This is a genomic window from Sinorhizobium sp. 22678 (assembly GCF_052044265.1).
Lineage (GTDB): Bacteria > Pseudomonadota > Alphaproteobacteria > Rhizobiales > Rhizobiaceae > Sinorhizobium > Sinorhizobium meliloti_A.
On record NZ_JBQEMS010000022.1, the window covers coordinates 26651 to 50826 of the forward strand.

Here is a 24176-nt window from a genome sequence, read left to right on the forward strand (position 1 = left end):
CATGTCCAGCATTTCCCTCCGCCAAATCAAGAAATCCTATGCCGGCCTCGACATCCTCAAATCCGTCGACATGGACATCGAGAAGGGCGAGTTCGTCGTCATCCTCGGCCCTTCTGGCTGCGGCAAGTCCACGCTGCTCAACGTGATCGCCGGCCTGGACGATTGCGACGCCGGACAGATCGTCATTGACGGCAGGGACGTCGTCGGCCTGGAGCCTAGCGAGCGGGGCCTCGCAATGGTGTTCCAATCCTATGCTCTCTTCCCGGCCATGACGGTGCGGCGCAACCTCTCCTTCGGCATGCAGATCTCCGGCACCCCCAAGGTTGAGATCGCGCAAAAGGTTGACTGGGTGGCGAAGCTCTTGCAGATCGAACCGCTGCTGGAGCGCAAGCCTGGCCAGCTGTCGGGCGGACAGCGCCAGCGTGTGGCGATCGGCCGGGCCCTGGTGCGTTCCTCATCGATCTGCCTGTTCGATGAACCGCTTTCAAACCTAGACGCCAAGCTGCGCGCCGAAACCCGCGTCGAACTCAAGCAACTCCACGAAAAGCTAAAGTCCACTATGATCTATGTCACCCATGACCAGATCGAGGCCATGACCATGGCTGACCGTGTGGCCGTCATGTACAAGGGGCAGGTCGAGCAATTCGCCCATCCGCAGGCCATTTATGAGAAACCGGCCAGCCTGTTCGTCGCCGGCTTCGTCGGGTCACCTTCCATGAACTTCCTGAATGGCCGGCTGGATAGCGAGGCGAGCTTCGTTACGGACAATACCCAAATCGATGTCTCCGAGTACAAATTTGAAAATGCTACGAATCTGGCCGAAACGGTGTTAGGCGTGCGCTGCGAGGATATAAGCGTCGTTGATCGCGGCGCGCCGGGCAGCCTGCCGGCGACCTTGTCCTTCATCGAATTGCTCGGCGCGGATGCCCTTGGCTGGTTCGATTGCTTTGGCAAGCGCTTCAGCGTGCGTCTCGCCGTAGCATCGGCGCGCGCAACGCCGAAGGAGGTTGGATTGAAGCTCGATATCGCCAAAGCGTCACTTTTCTCCGTCGCGAACCAACGACGTCTTTGAGCGCGCCGATGCGTCGCCAAGATAACTCATAGCAAGTTTGCAAAACGCATTGCAGGTCGACGCTTGCGGGCCTGCGTCCCTTTGGCACCCAGGCGGCTGCCGAAAGCCCGGCTCCAGTGTGGGCCGACGATTGGGTCAACTCCGACGCTGACGCGTGCTGGAGTTCCTAACGTGATTGGGATGGGTATCTACCGAGGCAAACAATTTTCCACAGCCTCGACAGTTCGTATTCCAAGCTCCGGCGAAGAAGGTTTACTGGAAGAGCTCATTTATATGGGAAAGCGTGGTGGCGTCTCTCGACTTTGAAGTCAGTGATTGCATCCGTTCGCATTGAAAAAGAGCCGCTATTCGTTATTTACGCAAAACGCCACCTGCCGCTTCAACGGCATGTGGGGTATCAACATCGATAAGCGCGCCGTCACCGATCTCAACATCGATGACGGGCAGGGTGGAAGCGCGAATAAGCTCTCTCGCGCCCTTGTCACCGTTCAGGCTTTTCAGTTCCTGGTAAAGCATGCCGGGGAAAACCACTGGATTGCCCGATTTCCCGCCGGCCACCGCGCGGATGATGCACGCAGCTTCGTGATCCCGAAACGCCGATATGAGAGAGTCAAGATCTGCCCCGGTCAGCGTGGGCATATCGGCGAGCATGATCATTATTCCGCTCGGCTGATTGGCCTCGGCAGCCGCGACACCGACAGCGATTGAGCTTGCCATGCCGGACGGAAAGCCGGGGTTGTGCACGAGCGCGACTGGGAGGTCTGAGATCGAACCCCCGATGTCGTGATGCCGATAGCCGGTCACTACGACGACCGAATGGCTCTCACACTTGCTTGCAATTATCGCGGATCGGCGAATGAGCGGCACGCCTTGAAATTCGGCGAGCAGCTTATGAGCACCGCTTTCACCCATCCGGCTCGATAGTCCCGCCGCGAGTAGGACAATGGAAACGGAGATCGGTTGCTCACGCTTGCCCGAGCTCCTTGTCACCGTTTTCTGCCGCTCAATCATCCGTAGATCGCCAGTCGAGAAGCCGCAACATCGGAATGTCTTGAGGCGGTCGATGCGGCCTTCGACCAAACTTGTGCTGCGAGGATGGGAAACGGTGCGTTTCGATTGCTCGTCAGCGCTGCGCCTGTTCCCCTTCGTCAGAGTGTCTAATATTAAACATATCCCATTCTGGGCGATCAAAGGCTACTCTGCAACAGTCGGAAGCCCACCGATACCGACTCCGCGACGCTCACCTACGCGCAATTGCACGAGAGAGCACTTCGCCTAGCCGGCGCGTTGCGATCTATGGGCCTCCAGACCCATGTTTTTGTCTCCCGGCGAAACGGCTTGATCGGTTGCGCCGCATTCCCGGGCAGGTGAGGCATGATCCCTGCGACAAAATGGCTAAGAGTGGAAGTTCGTCCGGCCGCAAATGGTTCGATGCACAGTTCTTGCTTCTGCTGTCCGGCATCGACTGGACAAGATCAAGCAAAACCCGGTAACAGGGCAATGAAAATGGCGCAATTCGATCGTTGCGCAATATCGCAGATGCCTGGCGGAAGGAATTCTTTGCCTTCACTTTCCTCGACGGAAAGAATGTGTTCACGGGTTTTAACGCCGCCCGTTTCGCTCACGACATTAATTCAACAGGAGAATTTCGTTGGATACCGTCACCATCGACCAGGTCGGCACTCAGATTGATCCCACAGCGCCGATGATCGACCCGTTCGGACGCGCCGTCACCTATCTCAGGGTGTCGGTGACGGATCGCTGCGACTTCCGCTGCACCTATTGCATGGCGGAAAACATGACCTTTCTGCCGAAGAAGGATCTTCTGACGCTGGAGGAATTGAACCGGCTCTGTTCCGCCTTCATCGCCAAGGGTGTGCGCAAGCTGCGCCTGACTGGCGGCGAACCGCTGGTGCGCAAGAATGTCATGTTGCTGGTTCGCGAGCTTGGCAAGCACGTCCATTCGGGCACTCTCGATGAACTGACCCTGACCACCAACGGATCGCAGCTGTCGCGCTTTGCCTCTGAACTCGCCGATTGCGGCGTTTGGCGCATCAATGTCTCGCTCGACACGCTCAATCCCGACAAGTTCAGGCAGATCACCCGCTGGGGCGAATTGTCGAAGGTGATGGAAGGCATCGACGCGGCGCAGACGGCCGGCATCAGGGTCAAGATCAACGCCGTCGCGCTGAAGGGCTTCAACGATACCGAGATCCCCGACATGCTGCGCTGGGCGCATGGGCGCGGAATGGACCTGACGCTGATCGAAACCATGCCGATGGGAGAGATCGACGAGAATCGCACCGACCACTACCTGCCACTGTCGGAAATGCGTGATCGCCTCGCCCGCGAGTTCACCCTTTCGGACCTCACCTACAAGACCGGCGGCCCCGCCCGTTATCTGAGTGTCTCTGAGACCGGCGGGCGGCTTGGGTTGATCACGCCGATGACCCATAATTTTTGCGAGAGCTGCAACCGCGTCCGCCTCACGTGTACCGGCACGCTTTACATGTGCCTCGGTCAGAATGACGACGCCGACCTGCGGACGGCGCTCAGGGCTTCCGACGACGACGCATATCTATCGCGCGTCATCGAAGAGGCGATCACCCGCAAGCCCAAGGGCCACGACTTCATCATCGACCGCACCCGCAACATACCCGCCGTTGCCCGCCACATGAGCGTCACTGGCGGCTGAGCTTAGCACAGCCAGGAAACCAGCGTTGAACCGCCCTCGCCGCAATTTGACCGGCGCTGGAAACGCCGGACTATAAACAGGCAGGCGAAAATCTACCACACATGCTCTCCCGGTCACGTAGGCCGCTCTTCGCGCTCACGATAAACGTGTTGCCGGATTCGGGGAGAGATTTCTGCAGGGCAAAGGCAGGCAGTGTTGTCGCGCCAAACGCCATGCTTGGGCAGGTAGCCTTGCATCTGTTACCGGGTAAGAGGTGCAGCTGCCAACAGCGGGCGCTCCGGCACTTTCCCCGCCGTCGCTGTCAGCATCAAACGAGTTTGAAATTTGACCCATACCCTGCGAAACCATTGCCAATTACAAATGGAGGCTTGTCGAGCAGAAGAATTATTCCGAAGATGAATGACCACGATCATCGATGATTTCACGTTGGCAGATAGAATTGGCGCCAGGGAAAAACATATCGAATAAATCGTTATAAATCGTACGTTTAGTTGAATTGTTGCTCTCTGTGCTCTTTTGTATTGAGTTCAGCTAGCTTGCGCAAAAAATAAAACTACGAATAAATATGTTGCAAGCTATCGCAACGTTGCTAGGCTGGTGGCGCAGCTGCTTCGACAACAGCGAAGGCTCCACCTCGATTGAGTGTCCTACCATCGAGTGGTGATCTCCATCAGCCGGGGCGTCCTCTTCACCTTAGAGGATGCGTGTAGTTGGCGTCAGCCGTGATGGCGCCAACTACACGGGGCAGGGTGCGTCAAGCGGTGGGGCATTCAAATACCTGTCTCGTCTGGGACGGGCTTCATTTGCAGACAGATCCTATTAATGCACGCGGCAACGGTGGGGTTTTATGCAGCTGATTTGAGCGGCAAACCGTGGGAGGTTGCATGGCACGTGATCCGCGATACGACGTACTCTTTGAGCCCGTAAAAATTGGACCTAAGACGACAAAAAATCGTTTCTACCAAGTTCCGCACTGTACAGCGCTTGGTACTTTTTCTCCGCACGCGACAGCAAAGTTCAGAGAAATCAAAGCAGAGGGCGGTTGGGGTGTCGTAAACACTGAATTGTGTATGATCCATCCTTCCTCGGATTCATCCCCGAGCGGTGGTGAGCGGCTTTGGTCGGATGATGATAAGCCCGGACTTCGGCTTATGGTAGAGGCGGTTCAAAAGCACGGGGCGCTTGCAGGGTGCGAGTTGACCCATCAGGGTGCGCTTGCCGGAAACCGAATGTCCCGAGAGCGCCCGATGTCTGCCTCACCCAGGCCTGCAATGGATGTACCGGCTGTCGTCCGGCAGATGGATAAGCAGGATATTAGCGACGTTAGAAGATGGCATCGCGCTGCTGCCCGGCGCGCACGCGAAATCGGATTCGACATCGTGTACGTCTACGCGAGCCACATGATGGGATTGCCCGGCGATTTTATCACGGAACGTGTCAATCGGCGAACCGATGAATACGGTGGAGTTATTGCCAATCGCGCCCGACTGTTGCGTGAGTTGATTGAGGATACCAAAGAAGAAATTGGATCCGACTGTGCAGTTGCGGTCCGCTTTGGTGTTGATGAGGGCCTTGGCGATGCGGGCTACACCTGCAGTGGAGACGGTCGACGGGTCGTCGAAATGCTGGCCGAACTGCCTGACCTTTGGGACGTTAACATTCAGAACATCAATCTCGATGTAATGACCGCGCGATTCGCCGATGAGGGATGGCAGGAACCGTTTACCGCCTTTGTGAAACAAGTAACATCTAAGCCCGTGGTTGCCGTCGGGCGTTATACGTCACCAGATCGGATGGTGTCGCTCATCAAGAAGGGTTTGGTCGATCTGATCGGAGCGGCACGCCCGTCGATTGCAGATCCCTTTCTCCCGAAAAAGATTGAAGAAGGTCGTATCGACGATATTCGTGAATGCATAGGCTGCAATACGTGCCTGTCCATGCAATACATGGGTGGTGGGATCCGTTGCACGCAAAATCCAACAACGGGGGAAGAATGGCGGCGAGGTTGGCATCCCGAACGCGTTCCGGGAAAGGGGTCTGATGCACGCGTGCTTGTTGTTGGCGGGGGTCCAGCAGGACTTGAGGCGGCTCTAACACTTGGACGGCGCGGCTATTCTGTTGCGCTCTCTGAGAGAAACACTTTCCTTGGAGGTCGATCGGTGCTCGAATCGACACTACCAGGTTTATCAACGTATCGGCGCGTAGCAGATTATCGAATCGGTCAGATCAACAAGTTTCCAAATATCGATGTCTACCTCGGAAGTGAAATACAATGTTCCGATGTAGGCGATTTTGACTTTTCAACAATACTCATCGCAACTGGAGCAAGGTGGGACCGGGACGGAATCGGCAAGGCAAACCGTTTTCCGGTCAAGGGTTGGGACCAGGGACACGTCATCACTCCCGATGACGTCCTTGCGGGCCAGACGATTACAGGGCCGGTTGTTATCTATGATGATGAAGGCTACTATCTAGGAGGAGTTATCGCTGAAAAGCTCTCCAAGCAAGGTCTGGAGGTTACGATCCTTACCCCCGATCCAGAACCCTCTCCGTTACTTAAATATACGTCCGAGCGCGAGGTCGTCCACCAAGCTTTGCTCAGCTTGGGTGTGAAGCTCGTCACGGCTAGACGTCTAGTCGAGGTCGGCACCGACGAGGTAGAAGCCCATTGCATCTACACCGGGAAAGAAATCCGGTTGCCTGCCACGACGGTGGTAATGATCTGTCTACGCTCACCGAACGACGGTCTACTTCGTGATTTGCGAAAGACAGTTGCAGACAACCGGCTGAACTTCACCGTCCATGCGGTCGGCGACTGCTATGCGCCAGGCACAATCGCAGATGCGGTTCATTCAGGACATCGGTTCGGTCGAGAAATTGACCAAAGGCCAATCGGCGACATTAATTATTTGATCGAGCGACCTTTGGTACGAGAAGCGAATAACTGGGACCAATTCGGTGGTACGCGCTGACCCTTGACCTGAGCCCCCACTGCCGTTGTCCACCCTGATCGTCTTCGGATAGCCGGTCTTCCGGCAGATGCCCTCCAGGGTCTGGACCACATGCTCGCCTCTGTAGGTGAAGCGGACGTCGGCTGCGGGGCAATAGCGCGAGTGCGTGTCGACCACGGCGAGGATGCGTAGCTTCTTGCCGGTCGCGAGCGGGTCGTGGACGAAGTCCATCGCCCAGACGTCGTTCGGGCCGGCGGCTTCCTGACGATTTTCCCGGAGCTTTGCCTTCCTGGCGCTTGGGGTGCTTGTTACGCAGCTGAAGGCCTAACTCACTGTAATCCTGCGTGTGTTCTTCATGTTGATCTTCCCACCATCGCGGCGCAAGTGAACATGGACCCGCCGGTAGCCATACCGCACGCGTGTCTCGCAAATCTCCTTGATGCGTCTTTCGAGTGGGCCTGTCCGGAGCGGCGGGACTTGTAGTGGTAGGTCGACGTGTCGAACCTCAGGACCTTGCAGGCCCGTCGGATCGATATGCCCCAGTCCAACAGCATCCCGTCGATCAGCTTGCGCTTCCGGACAGGCCTCAGAGTCGCGGCCACATCACGTCCTGCTCCATCGCCGGCGCGTCAGCTCTCAGCCAAACTGTATGCCTCGTTCCAAGGCAACGCTGCTCTTTCGTCTGATTGGGAGGAGTTTTGATGCGCATAAGCAAGGCCTTGGGTCGTTTCATCCATGGCTACTTGTCGCACAATTTGAACGGAGGCGGTGGATGCCCCACCCAGCGGTCATGACGGTTCAGAACCAATCGGAGGGTACATTCATGACTGAGATGTGCATGCCGACAATCGACCCGGTGAAGGGTAACTTCCAAGTTTGCACGGCCGGGTTTCAATTGCGCCTTGTCAAAGTCGCCGTTGATCGTATTGCTGACTGATTAGCAGGCTTGCGTGGTTGCTATGGACGCGTGCACGACGTCGCATCATTGGGGTCGAGTGACGCAGCACACGGGCACGAGTCCGGTTGGTTCCGGCCGTCTAGGTGAAACCCTTGGTCAAGCGTCAGAGAACGACCGCTAAGACGCCGAAGCGATCGTGAAGGCGGCGCCACGGCCATCCATGCGGTTCTTCAGGAAAAGCGCCGCCACGAAGGGTTGTGCCGTCGCTTTCCGCGCCCACCAATGTCTGGTCCGGCAGAGTGCGCATTCAGATGAAGTCGGCCATTGGTTCCAAACGAGCCGGCCTATCGCGATTTCATTCTGGCCACCGTTCCGATCTGAAGCCGGCAAGCGTGAGAGTGCTGGAGGAAGCCTTAGCCGACGAGGCCAGGGTCCTACCCGCCGTTGTGCGAGAGATGGTCGCGATCTATTTGGACCAGATCGCGAGTTCACGAAAATTATCAATCAGCTGGCAGATGAACTTGAGATAACTCAGAAGACCGACATAGAGCTTTGCAGGCTCTGCGCCATCTTGGGAATCGGAGGGGGACCGCAGGTGCCGTCCCGGCTTTCACACCTGACCTCCACACGTTCGAAGGTGCCCGGGATCTGCCGATCGAGGTCGGGCAGCCTGCTCCACGTGTTCCAGGTCTTGCGTCAACTCCGTGGCAGCGCGACAACGCTGGTTCTGTCATGGTTCATATCCAGAAATGGCTTTCGAGCGACTGTGCCATTTCTGACCCGACCGCCAAGCCGCCGTGACCTGCGCTCTCCCGCGCCGGGCCAGCCATTGTTGGCGCCGTCGCATCCGGTGGTCCCTGCGCCTGATCCCCAGGTTCCGGCACCATGGCTTTGGTGATTGCCTCGTGGATGACGCTTTGACGATTGGTGCGGCAAAATAGCGCGGGTTTGCTTGACATCTCGCGGCAACCGTTCATATTCCCACTGCGAAACTAAGTTGCCTGGGGGGCAATTTCTTCTGGGGAGGAGAGCGCATGGTGTCGCATAGCGAAGGTATGGATATACACCTTTCCCGCCGCATCGACAAAATGCACGCGCGGGATCGTGCCGGCCTTATTTCTTTTATCGTCGTGCTCTGGTGTACGATGTTGTTTGCCCTTTTCACGGTATGGCCCTTCATTTCGATCCCGGCCATCCGCATCATCCTTTCGATCTTCTGCGCGCTGGTTCTGCTTTTCAATTCCGCGGCCATTATCGCCATGCTTCGCCACTATGTCGAAGATAGGGAATTCATCTACGGGCTGGACCTAAAGCACCTCGATGAAATGCGCGCCCGCCGCCGGGAAGGAGCTAATCATGGCCTATAAACCGCCGCAACAGGGTCTCGCCGGGCAGATCTTCGACGTTCTGACGCTTCTCGTCCTGACCATCGGTGCCCTTTACGTTCCCCTCTATCTCGGCCTCGCGGGTGCGGCGAAGACGCCGGCGCCCATCGAGAACCCGACATGGGAAGCGCTCGGCCAGAATGCCGGCGAGCAGGCCCAATGGGCGGCCCTCGGCTACACCGATCCGGCCAGCGTGAACGAGATGATCACGGCCCGCTTCGACTATTCGTTCAGCTGGTCGGCGCTCATCGTGATGGCGGTGCTCGTCATCGGCTACTTCCTCCTCGTCGTGAGGCTTTCCGACAAGGAGTATCGCGAGGTGATCGACGAGCGCTTCGGCCCGAACGGAAAAAGGTGAGCACATGGATCTCTGGAACATCCTGGAATATGCCGCCTGGGCGCTCTCGGCCGTGTTCGCGATCGCCATGCTCTACGATATGGCGCGCGTCGACACTACCTACGACAACGACCTGCTGACATCCTCCCGCGAGGGTGAAATCGAGGCCACCGCAGAGCGGCACGTCATCTAAAAGGGACAAGCGCATGTCGAAATCTCCAGCGACGGCCGGGCAACCGGAAAGACTGCAGCTGCTCCGCGTTCTCGGCCCTGCCCATATCTGGGCGCTCGGCGTGGGCATCGTTCTCGTTGGTGAATATATGGGCTGGAACTTTTCGGTGGGCAAAGGCGGCATGATTGCCGGCCTGGTCGCCTGCTGGGTCGCCGGCCTTCTCTATACCTGCGTCGCCATGATCGATTCGGAGGTGACGTCGACGGTTGCCGCGGCAGGCGGCCAGTATGCGCAGGCCAAGCATATCGTCGGGCCGCTCATGGCCTTCAATGTCGGCCTCTTTCTCGTCATGGCCTATACGATGCTCGAGGCCGGCAATGCCATTACGATCGGCTTCCTTCTCGATACGGTTGCCGGCCTGCAGGGGCATAGCGGGCTCAGCCAGCAGCCCTTCATCGTGCTGTCCATCATGTTCCTTGCCTGGTTGAACTACCGGGGCGTTCTGGCGACCTTGACGTTCAATCTCGTTATCACCGCCATCGCCTTCCTTGCGATCGTCGCTCTGTTCCTGGTCGTCCAGTTCGGCGGCTCGCAGGTGCCGCTCGATTTCTCGGCCGTGACGACGGATCCCCTGCCTTACGGCTGGGTGGGCATCGTTGCCGCCCTGCATTTCGGCCTCTGGTTCTATCTCGGTATCGAAGGCACCTGCCAGGCGGCCGAGGAAGTGCGCTCGCCGGCGCGTTCGCTGCCCTATGGCACCATGGCCGGGATCATGACGCTGCTGATCGCCGCGACCATGACCTGGTATGTCTGCTCCGGCCTCATTCCCTGGGAATATCTCGGCCAGGCCGGTACGCCGCTGTTCGACGCGGCACGCGTCACGGGCAATAGCGGCCTCATGGTGCTGCTCTTCATCGGCACGATGTTCTCGACGCTTGCGTCGGCGAACGGCTGCATCAATGATGCGTCCCGCGCCTGGTTCTCGATGGGACGCGACCGCTACCTGCCGATCTGGTTCGGCGCCGTCCATCCGCGCTATCGCACGCCCTACCGCTCGATCGTCTTCCTCGTCCCGATCGCGCTGATCTTCGCGCTTGGCGCGCCGCTCGACCAGGTCGTGACGTTCTCGATCCTGTCCGGTCTGCTGGGATACACGTTCATGACGTTCAACATGGTCATGTTCCGCAAGAAATGGCCGCTGGGCAGCATCAAGCGTGGTTATGTCCATCCGCTGCATCCGCTGCCGACGATCGTGCTGTTCCTGCTCTGCTCGACGGCCTATTTCGCGGTGTTCCTCGGCTACGGTACGCAGCTTATCGCGATGATCGGCTTCTACATCGTCGCCTCCCTCTGGTTCCATTTCCGCCGATACCGCTTCGTGCGCAGAGGGGATCAGTTCACCATGCCGTGGCCGCGCCCGAACGGCTACTGAGGCTGAGCAGGAGGCGGCTTCCATGGTCTGGCAGACAATCGTGATCCTGTGCATCGGATGCTTTTGCGTGCTCTGGGTGGCAAGCCGGGAGCAACGCAAGAGCATGACGCAAAGACGGGGCCTGCTCGACCAGGTGGGCGATCTTCTGGACGACGCGCGCTTCACCCATGCGGCCGACGGGCACCCGATCGTGCTCGGCCGCATGGCAGACGGCACGCCGGTCAAGCTGGAGGTGATCACGGACACGCTGATCACGCGCCGGCTTCCTCAATTGTGGCTGCGCGTGACGCTCTTCCAGGATCTGCCCGCGCTGCCGTCGCTTGGCCTTCTTGCACGGCCGACGGGCGCCGAGTTCTACTCCGTCGTGCATGATTTCACGGACTGGATCGCCCCGCCGCCATCGGACGTGCCAGCCCTCATGCGCGGCAATGCCGGGTCGGAGGATGCCTGCTGGGAGGGATTGCGCCGCGGTATCGTCGGCTTCACCGCCGACAAGACGGTCAAGGAACTGGTCGTCGGCGCCGATTTTGTCAGGATCGTTGTTCAGGCCGCGCAGGGCGAGCCGGCATCGCATCTCCTGTTGCGGCAGGCGCGGTTCTCGATCCAGGCGATTGCGGTGTCCGGCCTGCAAAAGGCGCTTGGCGTCGCCGTCGATCTGCGTGAGCTTGCCTCAGGCAGCACAATTCGCCAGGCAGGCTGAAGGAATGAACATGCGCAAGGCCATCAACCCGTATTCCGTACTCGCGGCCGCCGTGCTCTTGCCCGGCGGCGGTCACGTGCTCCTGGGCGAAACCCGCCGCGGCCTCTGTTTTGCGCTTTTCGTGCTGATGTTCGCGATCCTGTCCTATCTCACGACGACGCCGGAACATTCCTTCATAGGCCGCCATGCCGGCGGCCTGTTCGTGTGGGCCTTGTCCATACCGGAGGCCTACAGGCGCGCGCGCTTGCGCATGGCCTGACAGTCAGCCCATGCGCTCGGACGCGAAACTTCCTGGACTCGGCGGGAAGACGACGGTGCGGCTGCCGTTCAAGAGCACGCGGTGATGGATGTGGGCATGGACGGCGCGGGCAAGGACCTGTGCCTCCACGTCGCGTCCGAGCGATACATAGTCCTCCGCGGACTGGGCGTGGGTGACGCGCACGGTGTCCTGTTCGATGATCGGACCTTCGTCGAGATCCGCCGTCACATAATGCGCGGTTGCACCGATCAGCTTCACGCCGCGCTGATAGGCCTGCTTGTAGGGATTGGCGCCCTTGAAGCTCGGCAGGAACGAGTGGTGGATGTTGATGATCCGGCCCGACATGCGCTGGCACATCGTATCGGAGAGCACCTGCATGTAGCGCGCCAGCACGACGAGCTCGGTGCCGGTCGTCTCGACGATCTCCATGATCTTGGCTTCCGCCTGCGGCTTGTTTTCCTTCGTCACAGGGATGTGGTGGAAGGGGATGTCGTGGTTGACGATGACCTTCTGGTAGTCGAAGTGGTTGGAGACGACGCCGACGATCTCGATCGGCAGGGCGCCGATCTTCCAGCGGTAGAGCAGGTCGTTCAGGCAATGGCCGAAACGGGAAACCATCAGGAGCACTTTCATGCGCCTTTCCTGATCGTAAAGCTCCGTCTCCATCGAAAACCGCTCGGCAATCGGCTTCAGTCCTCCGCGCAGGTCCTTTTCCGTTTTTCCCTCCTCCGAAATGAAGGAGATGCGCATGAAGAAGCGGCCCGAACCGAGATCGTCGAACTGCGAACTGTCGACGATATTGCACGCCATATCCGCGAGAAAACCGGAAATCGCGGCGACGATGCCGCGGGTGGACGGGCAGGTGACGGTCAGGACGAAGGTCGTCAAATCGGATCTCCTCGCGATAAGTGAAAAATCCCCGCGCCTGTCGACGCGGGGAAAACGGCCACAGGGGTGGCTCGGGGACTAGATGTCAAGCGTGGTGGCGTGTTCCCAGGCCGTGAACTGGGCGCAGTAGGTGTTCCATTCGCTCTTCTTCAGCTTGATGTAGGCGGCGGAAAACTCCGTGCCCAGCGCCGCCTGCAGTGCTTCGTCCTTCTCGTATTCGCGCAGCGCATCGAGCAGGTTGAGCGGCAGTTTCGGCGCATTCGTGACCGTGTGGCCTTCCCGATACATGTCGATATCATGGTGCGGCCCCGGATCGGCGTTGGAGCACAGGCCGGAAAGGCCGGCCGCGATGATGATCGCCTGCAGGAGATAGGGGTTCACCGCGCCGTCGGGCAGCCGCAGTTCAAAGCGGCCGGGACCGGGCACGCGCACCATGTGCGTGCGGTTGTTGCCGGTCCAGGTGACGGTGTTCGGCGCCCAGGTCGCACCGGAAATCGTGCGCGGTGCGTTGATGCGCTTGTAGGAGTTGACGGTCGGGTTGGTGATCGCCGCAAGGGCGGAGGCATGTTTCATGATGCCGCCGAGGAAGGTCTTGCCCTTTGCGGACAGGCCGAACGGCATGGCCTTGTCGGCAAAGGCGTTGACCTTGCCGTCGAGGTCCCAGACGGAAATATGCGCATGGCAACCATTGCCCGTCAGGCCTTTGAAGGGCTTGGGCATGAAGGTCGCGCGAAGGCCGTGCTTTTCGGCGACGGACTTCACCATGAACTTGAAGAAGGAATGTTTGTCGGCGGTCTGGAGGACGTCGTCATATTCCCAGTTCATCTCGAACTGGCCGTTCGCGTCCTCGTGGTCGTTCTGATAGGGCTTCCAGCCGAGTTCCAGCATATAGCCGCAGATCTCGGCGATGACGTCGTAGCGGCGCATCACCGCCTGCTGGTCGTAGCAGGGCTTTTCGGCGGTATCGAAGTCGTCGGAAATCTTCGAGCCGTCGGGAGAGATGAGGAAGAATTCCGGTTCGACGCCGGTCTTGACCCGCAGGCCCTCCTTGGCGGCTTCCGCGACAAGCTTCTTGAGCACGACGCGTGGCGCCTGGTCGACGGGCTGTCCTTCCATCGCGCAATCCGCGGCGACCCAGGCGACATCCTTCTTCCAGGGCAGCTGGATGACAGAGGAGGCATCCGGCACGGCGAAAAGGTCGGGATGGGCGGGCGTCAGGTCGAGCCAGGTCGCAAAACCGGCAAAGCCGGCACCATCCTGCTGCATGTCGGCAATGGCTTCGGCCGGAACGAGCTTGGCCCGCTGGCTGCCGAAGAGGTCAGTATAACTAATCATAAAAAATTTGACGCCGTTCTCCCTGGCGTAGCTTGCAAGATCGAGTGTCACCGTGTTCCCCTTTTGGATTATCCAGACACTTTCATGAGATGCCGCCGCCTGCCTTGGGAGGATCAGGCGACGACGGGTATCGAGCGATGGTCAGAACCCTCCCTTGCCGGGGATCCAGCTGGTGCCGGCAAGCGGCACCTGTGCCATGGCGGAGGCCTCGATTGTGAGCGCGACGAGGTCTTCCGGTTCGAGATTGTGCAGGTGGTTCTTGCCGCAGGCGCGCGCGATCGTCTGCGCTTCCAGCGTCATGACCTTCAGGTAGTTGGCCAGGCGGCGGCCGGCGATGATCGGATCGAGCCGCTTCATCAGCTCGGGATCCTGTGTGGTGATGCCGGCCGGATCCTTGCCCTCATGCCAGTCGTCGTAAGCGCCGGCGGTGGTGCCCAGCTTCTGGTATTCCTCTTCCCAGTGCGGGTCGTTGTCACCGATGGCGACGAGTGCGGCCGTGCCGATGGCGACGGCATCGGCGCCGAGCGCCAGCGCCTTGGCGACGTCGGCACCCGAGCGAACGCCGCCCGAGATGATCAGCTGCACCTTGCGGTGCATGCCGAGATCCTGCAGTGCCTGGACGGCCGGGCGGATGCAGGCGAGCGTCGGCATGCCGACATTCTCGATGAAGACGTCCTGGGTCGCCGCGGTGCCACCCTGCATGCCGTCGAGCACGACGACGTCAGCCCCGGCCTTGACGGCGAGCGCGGTATCGTAGTAGGGGCGCGCGCCGCCGACCTTGACGTAGATCGGCTTTTCCCAGTCGGTGATTTCGCGCAGTTCGAGGATCTTGATTTCCAGGTCGTCCGGGCCGGTCCAGTCGGGATGGCGGCAGGCCGAGCGCTGGTCGATGCCCTTGGGCAGGTTGCGCATGTTGGCGACACGATCGGAAATCTTCTGGCCGAGCAGCATGCCGCCGCCGCCGGGCTTGGCACCCTGGCCGACAACCACCTCGATGGCATCTGCGCGGCGCAGGTCCTTGGGGTTCATGCCGTAGCGCGATGGCAGGTACTGGTAGACGAGCGTCTGCGAATGGCCGCGCTCCTCGTCCGTCATGCCGCCATCGCCCGTCGTCGTGGATGTGCCGGCAATGGTCGCGCCGCGGCCAAGCGCCTCCTTGGCATTGCCCGACAGCGCGCCGAAGGACATGCCGGCAATGGTGATGGGTGTCTTCAGCGTGATCGGCTTCTTGGCGAAGCGCGAGCCGAGCACCACCGACGTGTCGCACTTCTCGCGATAGCCTTCCAGCGGATAGCGCGAGATGGACGCGCCGAGAAACAGCAGGTCGTCGAAATGCGGCACCTTGCGCTTGGTGCCGGCGCCGCGAATATCGTAGATGCCGGTCGCCGCCGCACGGCGGATTTCAGCGAGCGTATAGTCGTCAAAGGTCGCTGACTTGCGCGGCGGGGTATAGGGGTTGTGATAGCTCATCGGTCTGTCCCTGCCTTAGTACGCGTCAGCGTTGTCGATGTTGAAATTGTAGAGCGTGCGGGCCGAGCCGTAGCGCTTGAACTCCTCCGGCTTGACGCCGGTGACGCCGGCCTTTTCGAGAAGCTCGGCGAGCTTCTCCAGATGTTCCGGCCGCAGTTCCTTCTCGATGCAGTCCGCGCCAAGGCTCTTGACCGTGCCGCGCACGAAAAGTTTCGCCTCGTAGAGAGAGTCCCCGAGCGCATCACCGGCATCGCCGAGCACAATGAGATGGCCGGACTGCCCCATGAAGGCGGACATGTGGCCGATATTGCCATGCACGACGATATCGATGCCCTTCATCGAGATGCCGCAACGCGAGGCGGCATTGCCCTTGATGACGAGCAGGCCGCCGCGGCCGGTGGCGCCGGCATACTGGCTGGCGTCGCCTTCGATGACGACGGTGCCCGACATCATGTTCTCGGCGACGCCGGGACCGGCGGAACCCTTGACGGTTACGGTGCCGCCGTCGTTCATGCCGGCGCAGTAATAGCCGACCGAACCGCGGACCTCGACGCTGACGGGACTGTCGATGCCGACCGCAACCGCATGGCTGCCGCGCGGATTGACGACCTCGAACGCGGTGTCGTTGGCGCCCTTGGAAAGGGCATGGAGGGCGCTGTTGAGTTCGCGCAAGGGCGTTTTGGAAAGGTCAAATACAGGCATTGCAGGGCTTTCTCGTTTGGCCGGTCACGCAGCTTTTTCGTGGTCCCAGAAGTAGACGGTCGACGGCTCGGGCTCCCAGACGCGTGCATCCTCGATGCCCGGCAGGTTGACGAGCGCGCGATACTCCGAGCCGAAGGCGACATACTGGTCCGTCTCGGCCATCACGGCGGGCTTGCAGGCGATCGGGTCGCGCACGACGCCGAAGCCGGATTTCGTGCCGACGACGAAGGTGAAGAAGCCGTCGAGATCATCAAGCGCGCCTTCCAGCGCCTGACCGAGATCCTTGCCCTTGGCCATCTCCGCCGTGAGATAGGCGGCCGCCACTTCGGTGTCGTTCTGCGTCTCGAAGGTCATGCCTTCGCGGATGAGCTCGCGACGCAGGTTGTTGTGGTTGGACAGGGATCCGTTGTGGACGAGGCACTGGTCGGCGCCCGTCGAGAACGGATGCGCGCCCAGCGTCGTCACGGCGCTTTCTGTGGCCATGCGGGTATGGCCGATGCCGTGCGTGCCGCCCATCGAGCGCACGTCAAAGCGCGCCACGACATCCTTGGGAAGGCCGGTTTCCTTGTAGATCTCGACGCTGTCGCCCGAGCCCATGACCCGGATATCCGGCCGGATCGAGGCGATGGCCGCGCGGGTTGCCGCGATGGCGCCGGCGGCGATCTCGACGACGGCGTGGGTACTCTTGACGGTCACGCTGGCGTCGATGCCGGCGGCGGCGAGATCCTTGTCGAGCCCGCGGAAATCGACCTCGGGCTTTGCCGACTGCAGGGTGACCTTCGCTTTTCCGTCAGCCGGTGATCCGTAAATCGCAATGCCGGCCGAATCCGGGCCGCGATCGGTCATCGTGATCAACATGTCGGACAGCAGCGTTCCGAGCTGCGGTTCGAGGCTCTTGTCTTTGAGGAACAATCCAACAATGCCACACATAGGTGCCTCCATTTGTCGCTGTGACAAATGGCTACCATGGGGCTTTCGATCAATCAACTGATAGGAATAAAAATTTCGTGTGAGGCAACTTTAGCCGGGACTGCTGCCCTGTTTCGGATAGCTGATGATGGAGAGATAGCGCGCCGGAAGCTTCACCAGTTCCTGGGGGCCGTGCGGTGCATCCGCGTCGAAGAACAGGCTGTCGCCCGCCTCCATCTTGAACAGTTGGTCGCCATGGCGGTAAACCACGACGCCGTCGAGCATGTAGAGGAATTCCATGCCCTCGTGCTGGAAGGTCGGAAAGATGTCCGACTCGGTCGTGAGCGTGATGAGATAAGGTTCCACCGTCACGCCGCTCGAATTGTTGTCGATATGACCGAGCAGGCTGTACTGGTGGCCGGCGCGCGTGCCGCGGCGCTCGATCTTCACGCCCTCACCCGCCTTGACGAAGGTCGCGTTGCGCGGTTCCTCGAAGCGCCGGAAGAACGCCGTGAGCGGGACGCCAAGGGCCTTGGAGAGGGACTGCAGGGTTGTCAGCGATGGCGAGACGTTGCCGTTCTCTATCTTCGAGAGCGCGCCGACCGACATGCCGGTCGCGGCGGCGAGATCGGCGCCGGTAATGCCGAGCTTCTTGCGATAGGCCCGGACCTCGTGCCCGATCGCCATTTCAAGGTTCTTCTCGCGCGGCTCGCGCACCGCGTGCGGGTTCTGGGACAGGGCGTTCTGCGCCTTCTTGGAGATCTGCTTGCCGCTGGCCATGGCCCACCCGCTCTTCATGGTAAAAAAATTCCCTACAGGAAAATATCGCTCACTCGTAGGAAAATCTCGTGCGCAGCGCCGTCGGTGTCTGGCCAAATCGCGCCTTAAAGGCGGTCGACAGATGCGCGGCCCCCGAAAAACCCGTGGCGAAGGCGATTTCCGCCACGGAAAGCGGGCTTTGCTCCAGCAGGCGCCGGGCATGGTCGAGACGGATGTTGCGGTAGGTTTCCAGGAAGCCGCCCGCCATATGCTCGGCAAACAGGCGGTCGAGATGACGGACACTGACGCCGGCAAGCTTTGCCATGGCTGCACGATCGAGCGGCATTTCGATCGTCGCTTCCATTTTCTCCAGGACGGCCAGAAGCGCAGGATGGTGCGTGCCGAACCGTTCGGGCAGGGACCCGCGCTGCGGAGCGCCGGGTTCGGCCACCGCCGTATGCAGATACCAGTCGCTGACGCGCCGGGAAAAATGCGCGCCCATACGTTCGCTGATCATGGCGTGCATGAGATCGAGCGGCGCGACGCCGCCGGCGCAGGTGACACGGTCGCCGTCGATCACGTATCGGGCCTGGCGTGGTGCGAGGGCGGGAAAGGCCTCCTTCAACAGGCCGGCATGTTCCCAGTGGATGGTGAAGTCGCGGTTGTCGAGCAGGCCCGCAGCCGCAAGAACATAGGCGCCGCTCGATATGCCGCCGATGCGAACGCCTTTTCGCGCAAGGCGCCGCAGGACCGGATGGGCATCCTCGACGGTGCTCCAGTCCTTGGGATTACCGCCTGCGCAGACGAAGACCGTGTGGCAGGTTTCGCCGAGCGCGGTCAGTTCCGTGCATTCGACGGTCAGGCCTGAAGAACTCGCAACCGGTCTGCCATGAAGAGACAGGGGTAGCGCGCTGTAGAGATCGAGGCCGGCAATGAGATTTGCCGCCCGCAGGGGCTCCACGGCGGAGGCATAGGACATCAGGGCGAAATTCTGCACGAGCAGAAATCCGATCCTCTGGGTTTTTCTCGTGTCAAACGCAGTCATGGCCCAAATCTATATCATGGCGTCCTATTTTTGAAAGTCTGCCGTCTAAACGGCGACTAGGCTCGGGCCTGTGATCGTCGAGGCCTGACCATGCGCTATTCTGCTTTATCCATTCTCCTGAACGGACTGACGGGCAATCGTTCCTGGCGCCCCGCCTGGCGCGACCCGCAACCCAAAGCCCGCTATGACGTCATCATCGTGGGCGGTGGTGGTCACGGTCTGGCAACGGCCTATTATCTTGCCAAGGAGTTCGGCATCACCAATGTCGCCGTGCTTGAAAAGGGCTATATCGGGTCCGGCAATGTCGGCCGCAACACGACGATCATCCGTTCGAACTACCTGCTCGAAGGCAACAATCCCTTCTATGAATTTTCGATGAAGCTCTGGGAGGGGCTGGAGCAGGATTTCAATTTCAACGCCATGGTGTCCCAGCGCGGTGTCGTCAATCTCTACCATTCCGACGCCCAGCGCGACGCCTATACACGGCGCGGCAACGCGATGCGCCTGCACGGGGTGGATGCCGAACTGCTCGACCGTGCGGCGATCAAGGCGATGCTGCCCTTCCTCGATTTCGACAATGCCCGCTTCCCGATCCAGGGCGGCCTGATCCAGCGCCGCGGCGGCACGGTGCGCCACGACGGCGTTGCCTGGGGCTATGCGCGCGGAGCCGATAGCCGCGGCGTCGATATCATCCAGAACTGCGAGGTGACGGGCATTCGCCGTGAGAACGGCCGCGTCACCGGCGTCGAGACGACGCGCGGCTTCATCGGTTGCGGCAAGCTCGGCCTTGCGGCGGCCGGCAATTCCTCGCGCGTCGCCCAGATGGCGGACATGAAGCTGCCGATCGAAAGCCATGTCCTGCAAGCATTCGTTTCTGAGGGGCTGAAGCCGTTCATCGATTGCGTCGTGACCTTCGGTGCCGGCCATTTCTACGTTTCCCAGTCAGACAAGGGCGGGCTGGTCTTCGGCGGCGACATCGACGGCTACAATTCCTATGCCCAGCGCGGCAATCTCGCGACCGTCGAGCATGTCGCGGAAGCCGGAAAGGCGATGATCCCCGCGCTGTCGCGCATTCGCGTGCTGCGCTCCTGGGGCGGCATCATGGACATGTCGATGGACGGCACGCCGATCATCGACAAGACGCCGACCGACAATCTCTATCTGAATGCCGGCTGGTGCTACGGCGGCTTCAAGGCGACGCCTGCCTCCGGCTTCTGCTTTGCCCATCTCATCGCGAAAGACGTTTCGCACGCCACGACCCGGCAGATGCGTCTCGACCGGTTCGAGCGCGGCTATCTCATCGATGAGAAGGGCCAGGGCGCCCAGCCGAACCTTCACTAGTTTGCCCGACCAAGGACACCGAAATGGCCAGCCTCGTCACCTGCCCGCATTGCGGACCACGCCCGAAGGAAGAGTTCACCGTCAAGGGCGCCGCGTTGCCGCGCCCCGCCGCGGATGCGTCCCAGGAGGTCTGGTTCGATTTCGTCTATCTGCGTGACAACCCGCGCGGCGCCTACCGCGAATACTGGCATCACACATCCGGCTGCCGCCGGTGGCTGGTGGTCGAGCGCGACACCGCAACCCATGACATCCACGCGACCCGTGATGCCGCCGATCGTCGCGGCGAGGTGACCCCATGACGCCCTTTCGCCTCTCCTCCGGCGGCCTGATCGACCGGTCGCGGCCGCTTTCCTTCTCCTTCGACGGCAAGACGCTCGGCGGCTTTGCCGGTGACAGCCTTGCCTCGGCGCTGCTGGCAAACGGCCGCCTGCTGGTCGGCCGCAGTTTCAAGTATCACCGCCCGCGCGGTGTCCTGACGGCGGGCAGCGCGGAGCCGAATGCGCTGATGACGATCGGCCGGGGTGGCCGCACGGAGCCGAACACCCGCGCCACCATGCAGGAACTCTACGATGGGCTCGAAGCGGTGAGCCAGAACCGCTGGCCGTCGCTCGATCTCGACATCGGCGCCCTCAACAGCCTGCTGTCGCCCTTTCTCAGCGCCGGCTTCTACTACAAGACCTTCATGTGGCCGGCCGCCCTTTGGGAAAAGCTCTACGAGCCCTTCATCCGCCGCGCCGCCGGTCTCGGCCGGGCAAGCTACGAGGCGGATCCGGACGGCTATGAGAAGGCCTGGATCCACTGTGACCTGCTCGTGGTGGGTGCCGGTGCAACCGGCCTTGCAGCCGCCCTTGCCGCCGGTCGTGCCGGCGCCAGGGTCATTCTGGTCGATGAGCATTCGCGCTGCGGCGGCGGCCTGCTTTCGGAGACGGCCCGTATCGGCGACGAGCGTGCGACGGACTTCGTTGCAGCCGCGCTTGCCGAACTCGCATCCCTTTCGAACGTCACCGTGATGCCGCGCACCACGGTCTTCGGCTGGTATGACGGAAATGTCTTCGGTGCCGTCGAGCGTGTGCAGAAGCATGTGCAGGCGCCGCTGGAGCGGCTTCCCGTCGAGCGGCTCTGGCGCATCGTCGCCAGGGAGGCGCTGCTGGCGACCGGTGCGGAGGAACGGCCTCTCGTCTTCGGCGGCAATGATATTCCCGGCGTGATGATGGCGGGCGCCATGCGCAGCTATCTCAACCGCTATGCTGTCGCGCCCGGAAGGAAGGTGGCGATCTTCACGACCAATGACAGCGGCTATGCGCTGGCGCGTGATCTCGAAGCCGTCGGCGCGAGCGATGTCGTCATCATCGACAGCAGGGCCGAAGGCGCTGGCTTCCGATATGCCGGCACGGCGAAGATCATCAAGGGCGCCGTGGTGTCGGATGCGCATGGCGGCAAGAGCCTGTCGTCGATTTCGGTCACGATCGCCGGACGCACGCAAAAGCTTGCCGTCGATGCCCTGGCGATGTCGGGCGGCTTCAACCCTGTCATCAGCCTTGCCTGCCATCGCGGCGGCAGGCCGGAATGGAACGCCTCATCGAGCGTTTTTCTGGCTCCGTCCAACCTCAAGGGCCTGACACTTGCCGGCGCTGCCGCCAATATCGACGGGCTCGGCGCCTGCCTGCAGCATGGTTTCGCCAAGGGCGCCGAGCGCGCCGAGGCTCTTGGCTACAGCGCGAAGCGCGCGACCGTTCCGGCCGTGGCCGACGATCCGAGCGCAGTCGCCAAGCCGCTCTGGTCAATTCCCGGCGTGCGCGGCAAGGCCTTCGTCGATTATCAGAACGACGTGCATCGCAAGGATCTCGGGCTTGCCGTTCGCGAAGGTTACGGTCACGTGGAACTTGCCAAGCGCTACACGACGAACGGCATGGCGACGGACCAGGGCAAGCTGTCGAATGTCAATGCGATCGCGCTTCTGGCCCAAGCGCGCGGCGTATCACCCGCAGAAGTAGGGACGACGACCTTCCGCCCCTTCTACACGCCTGTCTCGTTCGGCGCGCTGACCGGGCCTTCGCACGGCAAGCATTTCCAGCCGGTGCGCAAGTCGCCGCTGCATGGCTGGGCAAGCCGGAACGGCGCGACATTCGTCGAGACCGGCCTGTGGTATCGCTCGTCGTGGTTCCCGCGCGATGGCGAGACGACCTGGCGCGAAAGCGTCGACCGGGAAGTCCTGAACGTCCGCAAGAATGCCGGCATCTGCGACGTCTCGATGCTCGGCAAGATCGAGATCACCGGCAAGGATGCCGCTGAATTCCTCAACCGCGTCTATTGCAATGCCTTCCTCAAGCTGCCCGTCGGCAAGGCGCGTTATGGCCTCATGCTGCGCGAAGATGGCATGATCTATGACGACGGCACGACCAGCCGCCTGGAGGAAAACCGATACTTCATGACGACGACGACGGCCTATGCCGCCGGCGTGATGAACCATCTGGAGTTCTGTGCGCAGGCTCTCTGGCCCGATCTCGACGTGCGCCTCGCCTCCGTCACCGACCAGTGGGCGCAGATGGCCGTTGCCGGCCCGAAGTCGCGGCAGATCCTGCAGGCGATCGTCGATACGGATATTTCCAACGAGGCCTTCCCGTTCTTGGGCGCGGCCGAGGTTTCGCTTTTCGGCGGGCAGCTACGCGGACGGCTGTTCCGCATCTCCTTTTCCGGCGAGCTCGCCTATGAGCTGGCGGTGCCGGCGGGCTACGGCGACAGCGTTGCCGACGCCATTATGCAGGCAGGCGCCGCACACGGCATCCAGCCTTACGGCGTCGAGTCGCTCTCGGTGCTGCGCATCGAGAAGGGTCATGTCACCCACAACGAGATCAACGGCACGGTGGTGCCGAAGGACCTCGGCTTCGCGCGCATGGTCTCGGCCGCCAAGGCCGACTTCATCGGCAAGCGGATGCTGGAGCGGGAGGGCCTGCATGCGCCGGACCGGCCGCAGCTCGTCGGTATCGTGCCGCTCGATCCCGCGGCGGGCTTCCGCACTGGTTCCCACATCCTTGCCAAGAATGCCGCGCCCACGCTGGAAAACGACCAAGGCTATGTCACCTCGACCTGCTATTCACCGCATGTCGGTTCTACCATCGGCCTTGCGCTGGTGCGCCGCGGGCCGGAACGGCATGGCGAGGAAATTATGATCTGGAACGGCCTGCGCGGCGAGTTCACGCCCGGCCGGATCTGCGATCCGGTGTCCTTCGATGCCGCCAATGAAAAGCTTCACGCCTGATTGAGGGAGGATTTGGATGTCAGCCTATCGTGTCACGCAGCGCGCCGCCCTGGCCGATTGCAAGCCCGTTCTGCGCACCGGTGTCAGTCTGGAAGCCCTTCCCGAGGGCACGGTCCTGCATCTCCTCGCGCGTCCCGATACCGGCTCGCCGGAGATTATCGGCGATGCTTCACTCTCCGGCCTGTCGCTTCGCTCCGTCTCGGTCGGCCAATGGTTCGCCGTGGGTGCGACGGCTCTGCCTTATGCGGATCTCGATGCAATCGCGGAAAAGCTGAGGCCGGTGGCGGATGTCATCGACCAGAGCCATGGGCGCGTGCGCATCCTCGTGCGCGGGCCCCAGGCCGCCCATGTCCTCGCCAAGGGTACGGCCATCGATCTGTCGAACGCCGCGTTCCCCGTCGGGCAGTCGGCCACGGCGCTCATTGGCCATATCGCTGCCCATGTCACGCGAATGGAGGATGATGGTTTCGAGCTTCTCGTTCTGCGTGGTTTTGCAGAAAGTCTATGGGACGATCTCGTGCGCATGAGCCTCGAATTCAGCTAAGCGAGATGTCAGCGAAGGATATA

General features: G+C 61.1%; 22 protein-coding genes and 1 pseudogene. 13 read left to right on the forward strand and 10 right to left on the reverse strand.

The window, feature by feature from the left end; genetic code table 11:
• The first annotated feature begins 1 nt into the window (after window position 1).
• On the forward strand, window positions 2–1072 hold the full coding sequence (locus ACTJKL_RS25295; RefSeq protein ID WP_243016909.1) for an ABC transporter ATP-binding protein: 1071 nt from the start codon (window positions 2–4) through the stop codon (window positions 1070–1072).
• Window positions 1073–1423: 351 nt separating this feature from the next.
• Here ACTJKL_RS25295 and ACTJKL_RS25300 read toward each other — a convergent pair whose 3' ends face one another.
• Both ACTJKL_RS25300 and ACTJKL_RS25305 read right to left on the reverse strand, forming a co-directional pair.
• Window positions 1424–2083, reverse strand: a complete 660-nt coding sequence (locus ACTJKL_RS25300; RefSeq protein WP_243016908.1) for a nucleotidyltransferase family protein — start codon at window positions 2081–2083, stop codon at window positions 1424–1426.
• Window positions 2084–2547: 464 nt separating this feature from the next.
• Window positions 2548–2697: a hypothetical protein gene (locus tag ACTJKL_RS25305; protein ID WP_161662585.1), complete on the reverse strand. Its 150-nt coding sequence runs from the start codon at window positions 2695–2697 to the stop codon at window positions 2548–2550.
• Between the two features lie 26 nt (window positions 2698–2723).
• Here ACTJKL_RS25305 and moaA point away from each other — a divergent pair, with 26 nt between their 5' ends.
• Window positions 2724–3767: a GTP 3',8-cyclase MoaA gene (gene moaA, locus ACTJKL_RS25310; protein WP_024899966.1), complete on the forward strand. Its 1044-nt coding sequence runs from the start codon at window positions 2724–2726 to the stop codon at window positions 3765–3767.
• 884 nt (window positions 3768–4651) lie between these two features.
• Window positions 4652–6739, forward strand: a complete 2088-nt coding sequence (locus tag ACTJKL_RS25315; protein ID WP_024899965.1) for an oxidoreductase — start codon at window positions 4652–4654, stop codon at window positions 6737–6739.
• A gap of 18 nt (window positions 6740–6757) precedes the next feature.
• Here the strand turns inward: ACTJKL_RS25315 and ACTJKL_RS25320 are convergent.
• Window positions 6758–7308 (reverse strand): annotated as a pseudogene (locus ACTJKL_RS25320) (DDE-type integrase/transposase/recombinase); the annotation flags it as partial.
• A 1342-nt stretch (window positions 7309–8650) separates the two neighbouring features.
• Here ACTJKL_RS25320 and ACTJKL_RS25325 point away from each other — a divergent pair.
• Genes ACTJKL_RS25325 through ACTJKL_RS25350 form a run of 6 tightly spaced genes read left to right on the forward strand, consistent with a single transcriptional unit; the run spans window position 8651 to window position 11901 of the window.
• Window positions 8651–8983, forward strand: a complete 333-nt coding sequence (locus ACTJKL_RS25325; protein ID WP_440609540.1) for a hypothetical protein — start codon at window positions 8651–8653, stop codon at window positions 8981–8983.
• Window positions 8973–9359 carry a hypothetical protein gene (locus ACTJKL_RS25330; protein WP_430764937.1) on the forward strand — a complete coding sequence of 129 codons (387 nt, stop codon included), beginning with the start codon at window positions 8973–8975 and terminating at the stop codon, window positions 9357–9359. The genes ACTJKL_RS25325 and ACTJKL_RS25330 overlap by 11 nt, the downstream gene beginning before the upstream one ends.
• A 4-nt stretch (window positions 9360–9363) precedes the next feature.
• Window positions 9364–9531, forward strand: coding sequence for a hypothetical protein (locus ACTJKL_RS25335; protein WP_024899960.1), 168 nt, complete (start codon window positions 9364–9366; stop codon window positions 9529–9531).
• 13 nt (window positions 9532–9544) lie between these two features.
• A complete protein-coding gene (locus ACTJKL_RS25340) occupies window positions 9545–10942 on the forward strand; it encodes an APC family permease (RefSeq protein WP_024899959.1) in 1398 nt (465 codons plus the stop codon).
• A 22-nt stretch (window positions 10943–10964) separates the two neighbouring features.
• Entirely contained in the window at window positions 10965–11642 is a 678-nt protein-coding gene (locus ACTJKL_RS25345) for a hypothetical protein (RefSeq protein WP_440854094.1), read from the forward strand.
• 10 nt (window positions 11643–11652) lie between these two features.
• The gene (locus ACTJKL_RS25350) at window positions 11653–11901 is read left to right on the forward strand and encodes a hypothetical protein (RefSeq protein ID WP_243016902.1); all 249 of its coding nucleotides are present in this window, start codon (window positions 11653–11655) and stop codon (window positions 11899–11901) included.
• 3 nt (window positions 11902–11904) lie between these two features.
• On the opposite strand, the gene purU is transcribed toward ACTJKL_RS25350, so the two are convergent.
• The 7 genes from purU to ACTJKL_RS25385 all read right to left on the reverse strand — a co-directional run bounded on the left by purU (window position 11905) and on the right by ACTJKL_RS25385 (window position 19009).
• Window positions 11905–12789: a formyltetrahydrofolate deformylase gene (gene purU / locus ACTJKL_RS25355; protein WP_440854095.1), complete on the reverse strand. Its 885-nt coding sequence runs from the start codon at window positions 12787–12789 to the stop codon at window positions 11905–11907.
• 78 nt (window positions 12790–12867) lie between these two features.
• Complete coding sequence (gene glnT / locus ACTJKL_RS25360; RefSeq protein ID WP_440854096.1) at window positions 12868–14175, reverse strand: type III glutamate--ammonia ligase; 1308 nt, start codon at window positions 14173–14175, stop codon at window positions 12868–12870.
• A gap of 90 nt (window positions 14176–14265) precedes the next feature.
• Window positions 14266–15594: an FMN-binding glutamate synthase family protein gene (locus tag ACTJKL_RS25365; RefSeq protein WP_440854097.1), complete on the reverse strand. Its 1329-nt coding sequence runs from the start codon at window positions 15592–15594 to the stop codon at window positions 14266–14268.
• Between the two features lie 15 nt (window positions 15595–15609).
• Window positions 15610–16296, reverse strand: a complete 687-nt coding sequence (locus ACTJKL_RS25370; protein WP_024900024.1) for a GltB/FmdC/FwdC-like GXGXG domain-containing protein — start codon at window positions 16294–16296, stop codon at window positions 15610–15612.
• 24 nt (window positions 16297–16320) lie between these two features.
• Window positions 16321–17226, reverse strand: coding sequence for a class II glutamine amidotransferase (locus ACTJKL_RS25375; RefSeq protein ID WP_024900023.1), 906 nt, complete (start codon window positions 17224–17226; stop codon window positions 16321–16323).
• A 90-nt stretch (window positions 17227–17316) separates the two neighbouring features.
• Window positions 17317–17985, reverse strand: a complete 669-nt coding sequence (gene relB, locus ACTJKL_RS25380; protein WP_440854111.1) for a type II toxin-antitoxin system RelB family anti-toxin — start codon at window positions 17983–17985, stop codon at window positions 17317–17319.
• 49 nt (window positions 17986–18034) lie between these two features.
• Entirely contained in the window at window positions 18035–19009 is a 975-nt protein-coding gene (locus ACTJKL_RS25385) for a GlxA family transcriptional regulator (protein WP_440854098.1), read from the reverse strand.
• A 90-nt stretch (window positions 19010–19099) separates the two neighbouring features.
• On the opposite strand from ACTJKL_RS25385, the gene ACTJKL_RS25390 reads away from it, so the two are divergent.
• The 4 genes from ACTJKL_RS25390 to ACTJKL_RS25405 are packed head-to-tail and all read left to right on the forward strand — an operon-like array spanning window position 19100 to window position 24153.
• Window positions 19100–20350, forward strand: coding sequence for a sarcosine oxidase subunit beta family protein (locus ACTJKL_RS25390; protein WP_440595081.1), 1251 nt, complete (start codon window positions 19100–19102; stop codon window positions 20348–20350).
• A gap of 23 nt (window positions 20351–20373) precedes the next feature.
• Window positions 20374–20649, forward strand: a complete 276-nt coding sequence (locus tag ACTJKL_RS25395; protein WP_024900018.1) for a sarcosine oxidase subunit delta — start codon at window positions 20374–20376, stop codon at window positions 20647–20649.
• Entirely contained in the window at window positions 20646–23609 is a 2964-nt protein-coding gene (locus ACTJKL_RS25400) for a sarcosine oxidase subunit alpha family protein (RefSeq protein ID WP_440854099.1), read from the forward strand. Before ACTJKL_RS25395 ends, ACTJKL_RS25400 begins: the two co-directional genes overlap by 4 nt.
• 16 nt (window positions 23610–23625) lie before the next feature.
• Window positions 23626–24153, forward strand: a complete 528-nt coding sequence (locus tag ACTJKL_RS25405) for a sarcosine oxidase subunit gamma family protein (RefSeq protein WP_243016894.1) — start codon at window positions 23626–23628, stop codon at window positions 24151–24153.
• The last annotated feature ends 23 nt before the right edge of the window (window positions 24154–24176 follow it).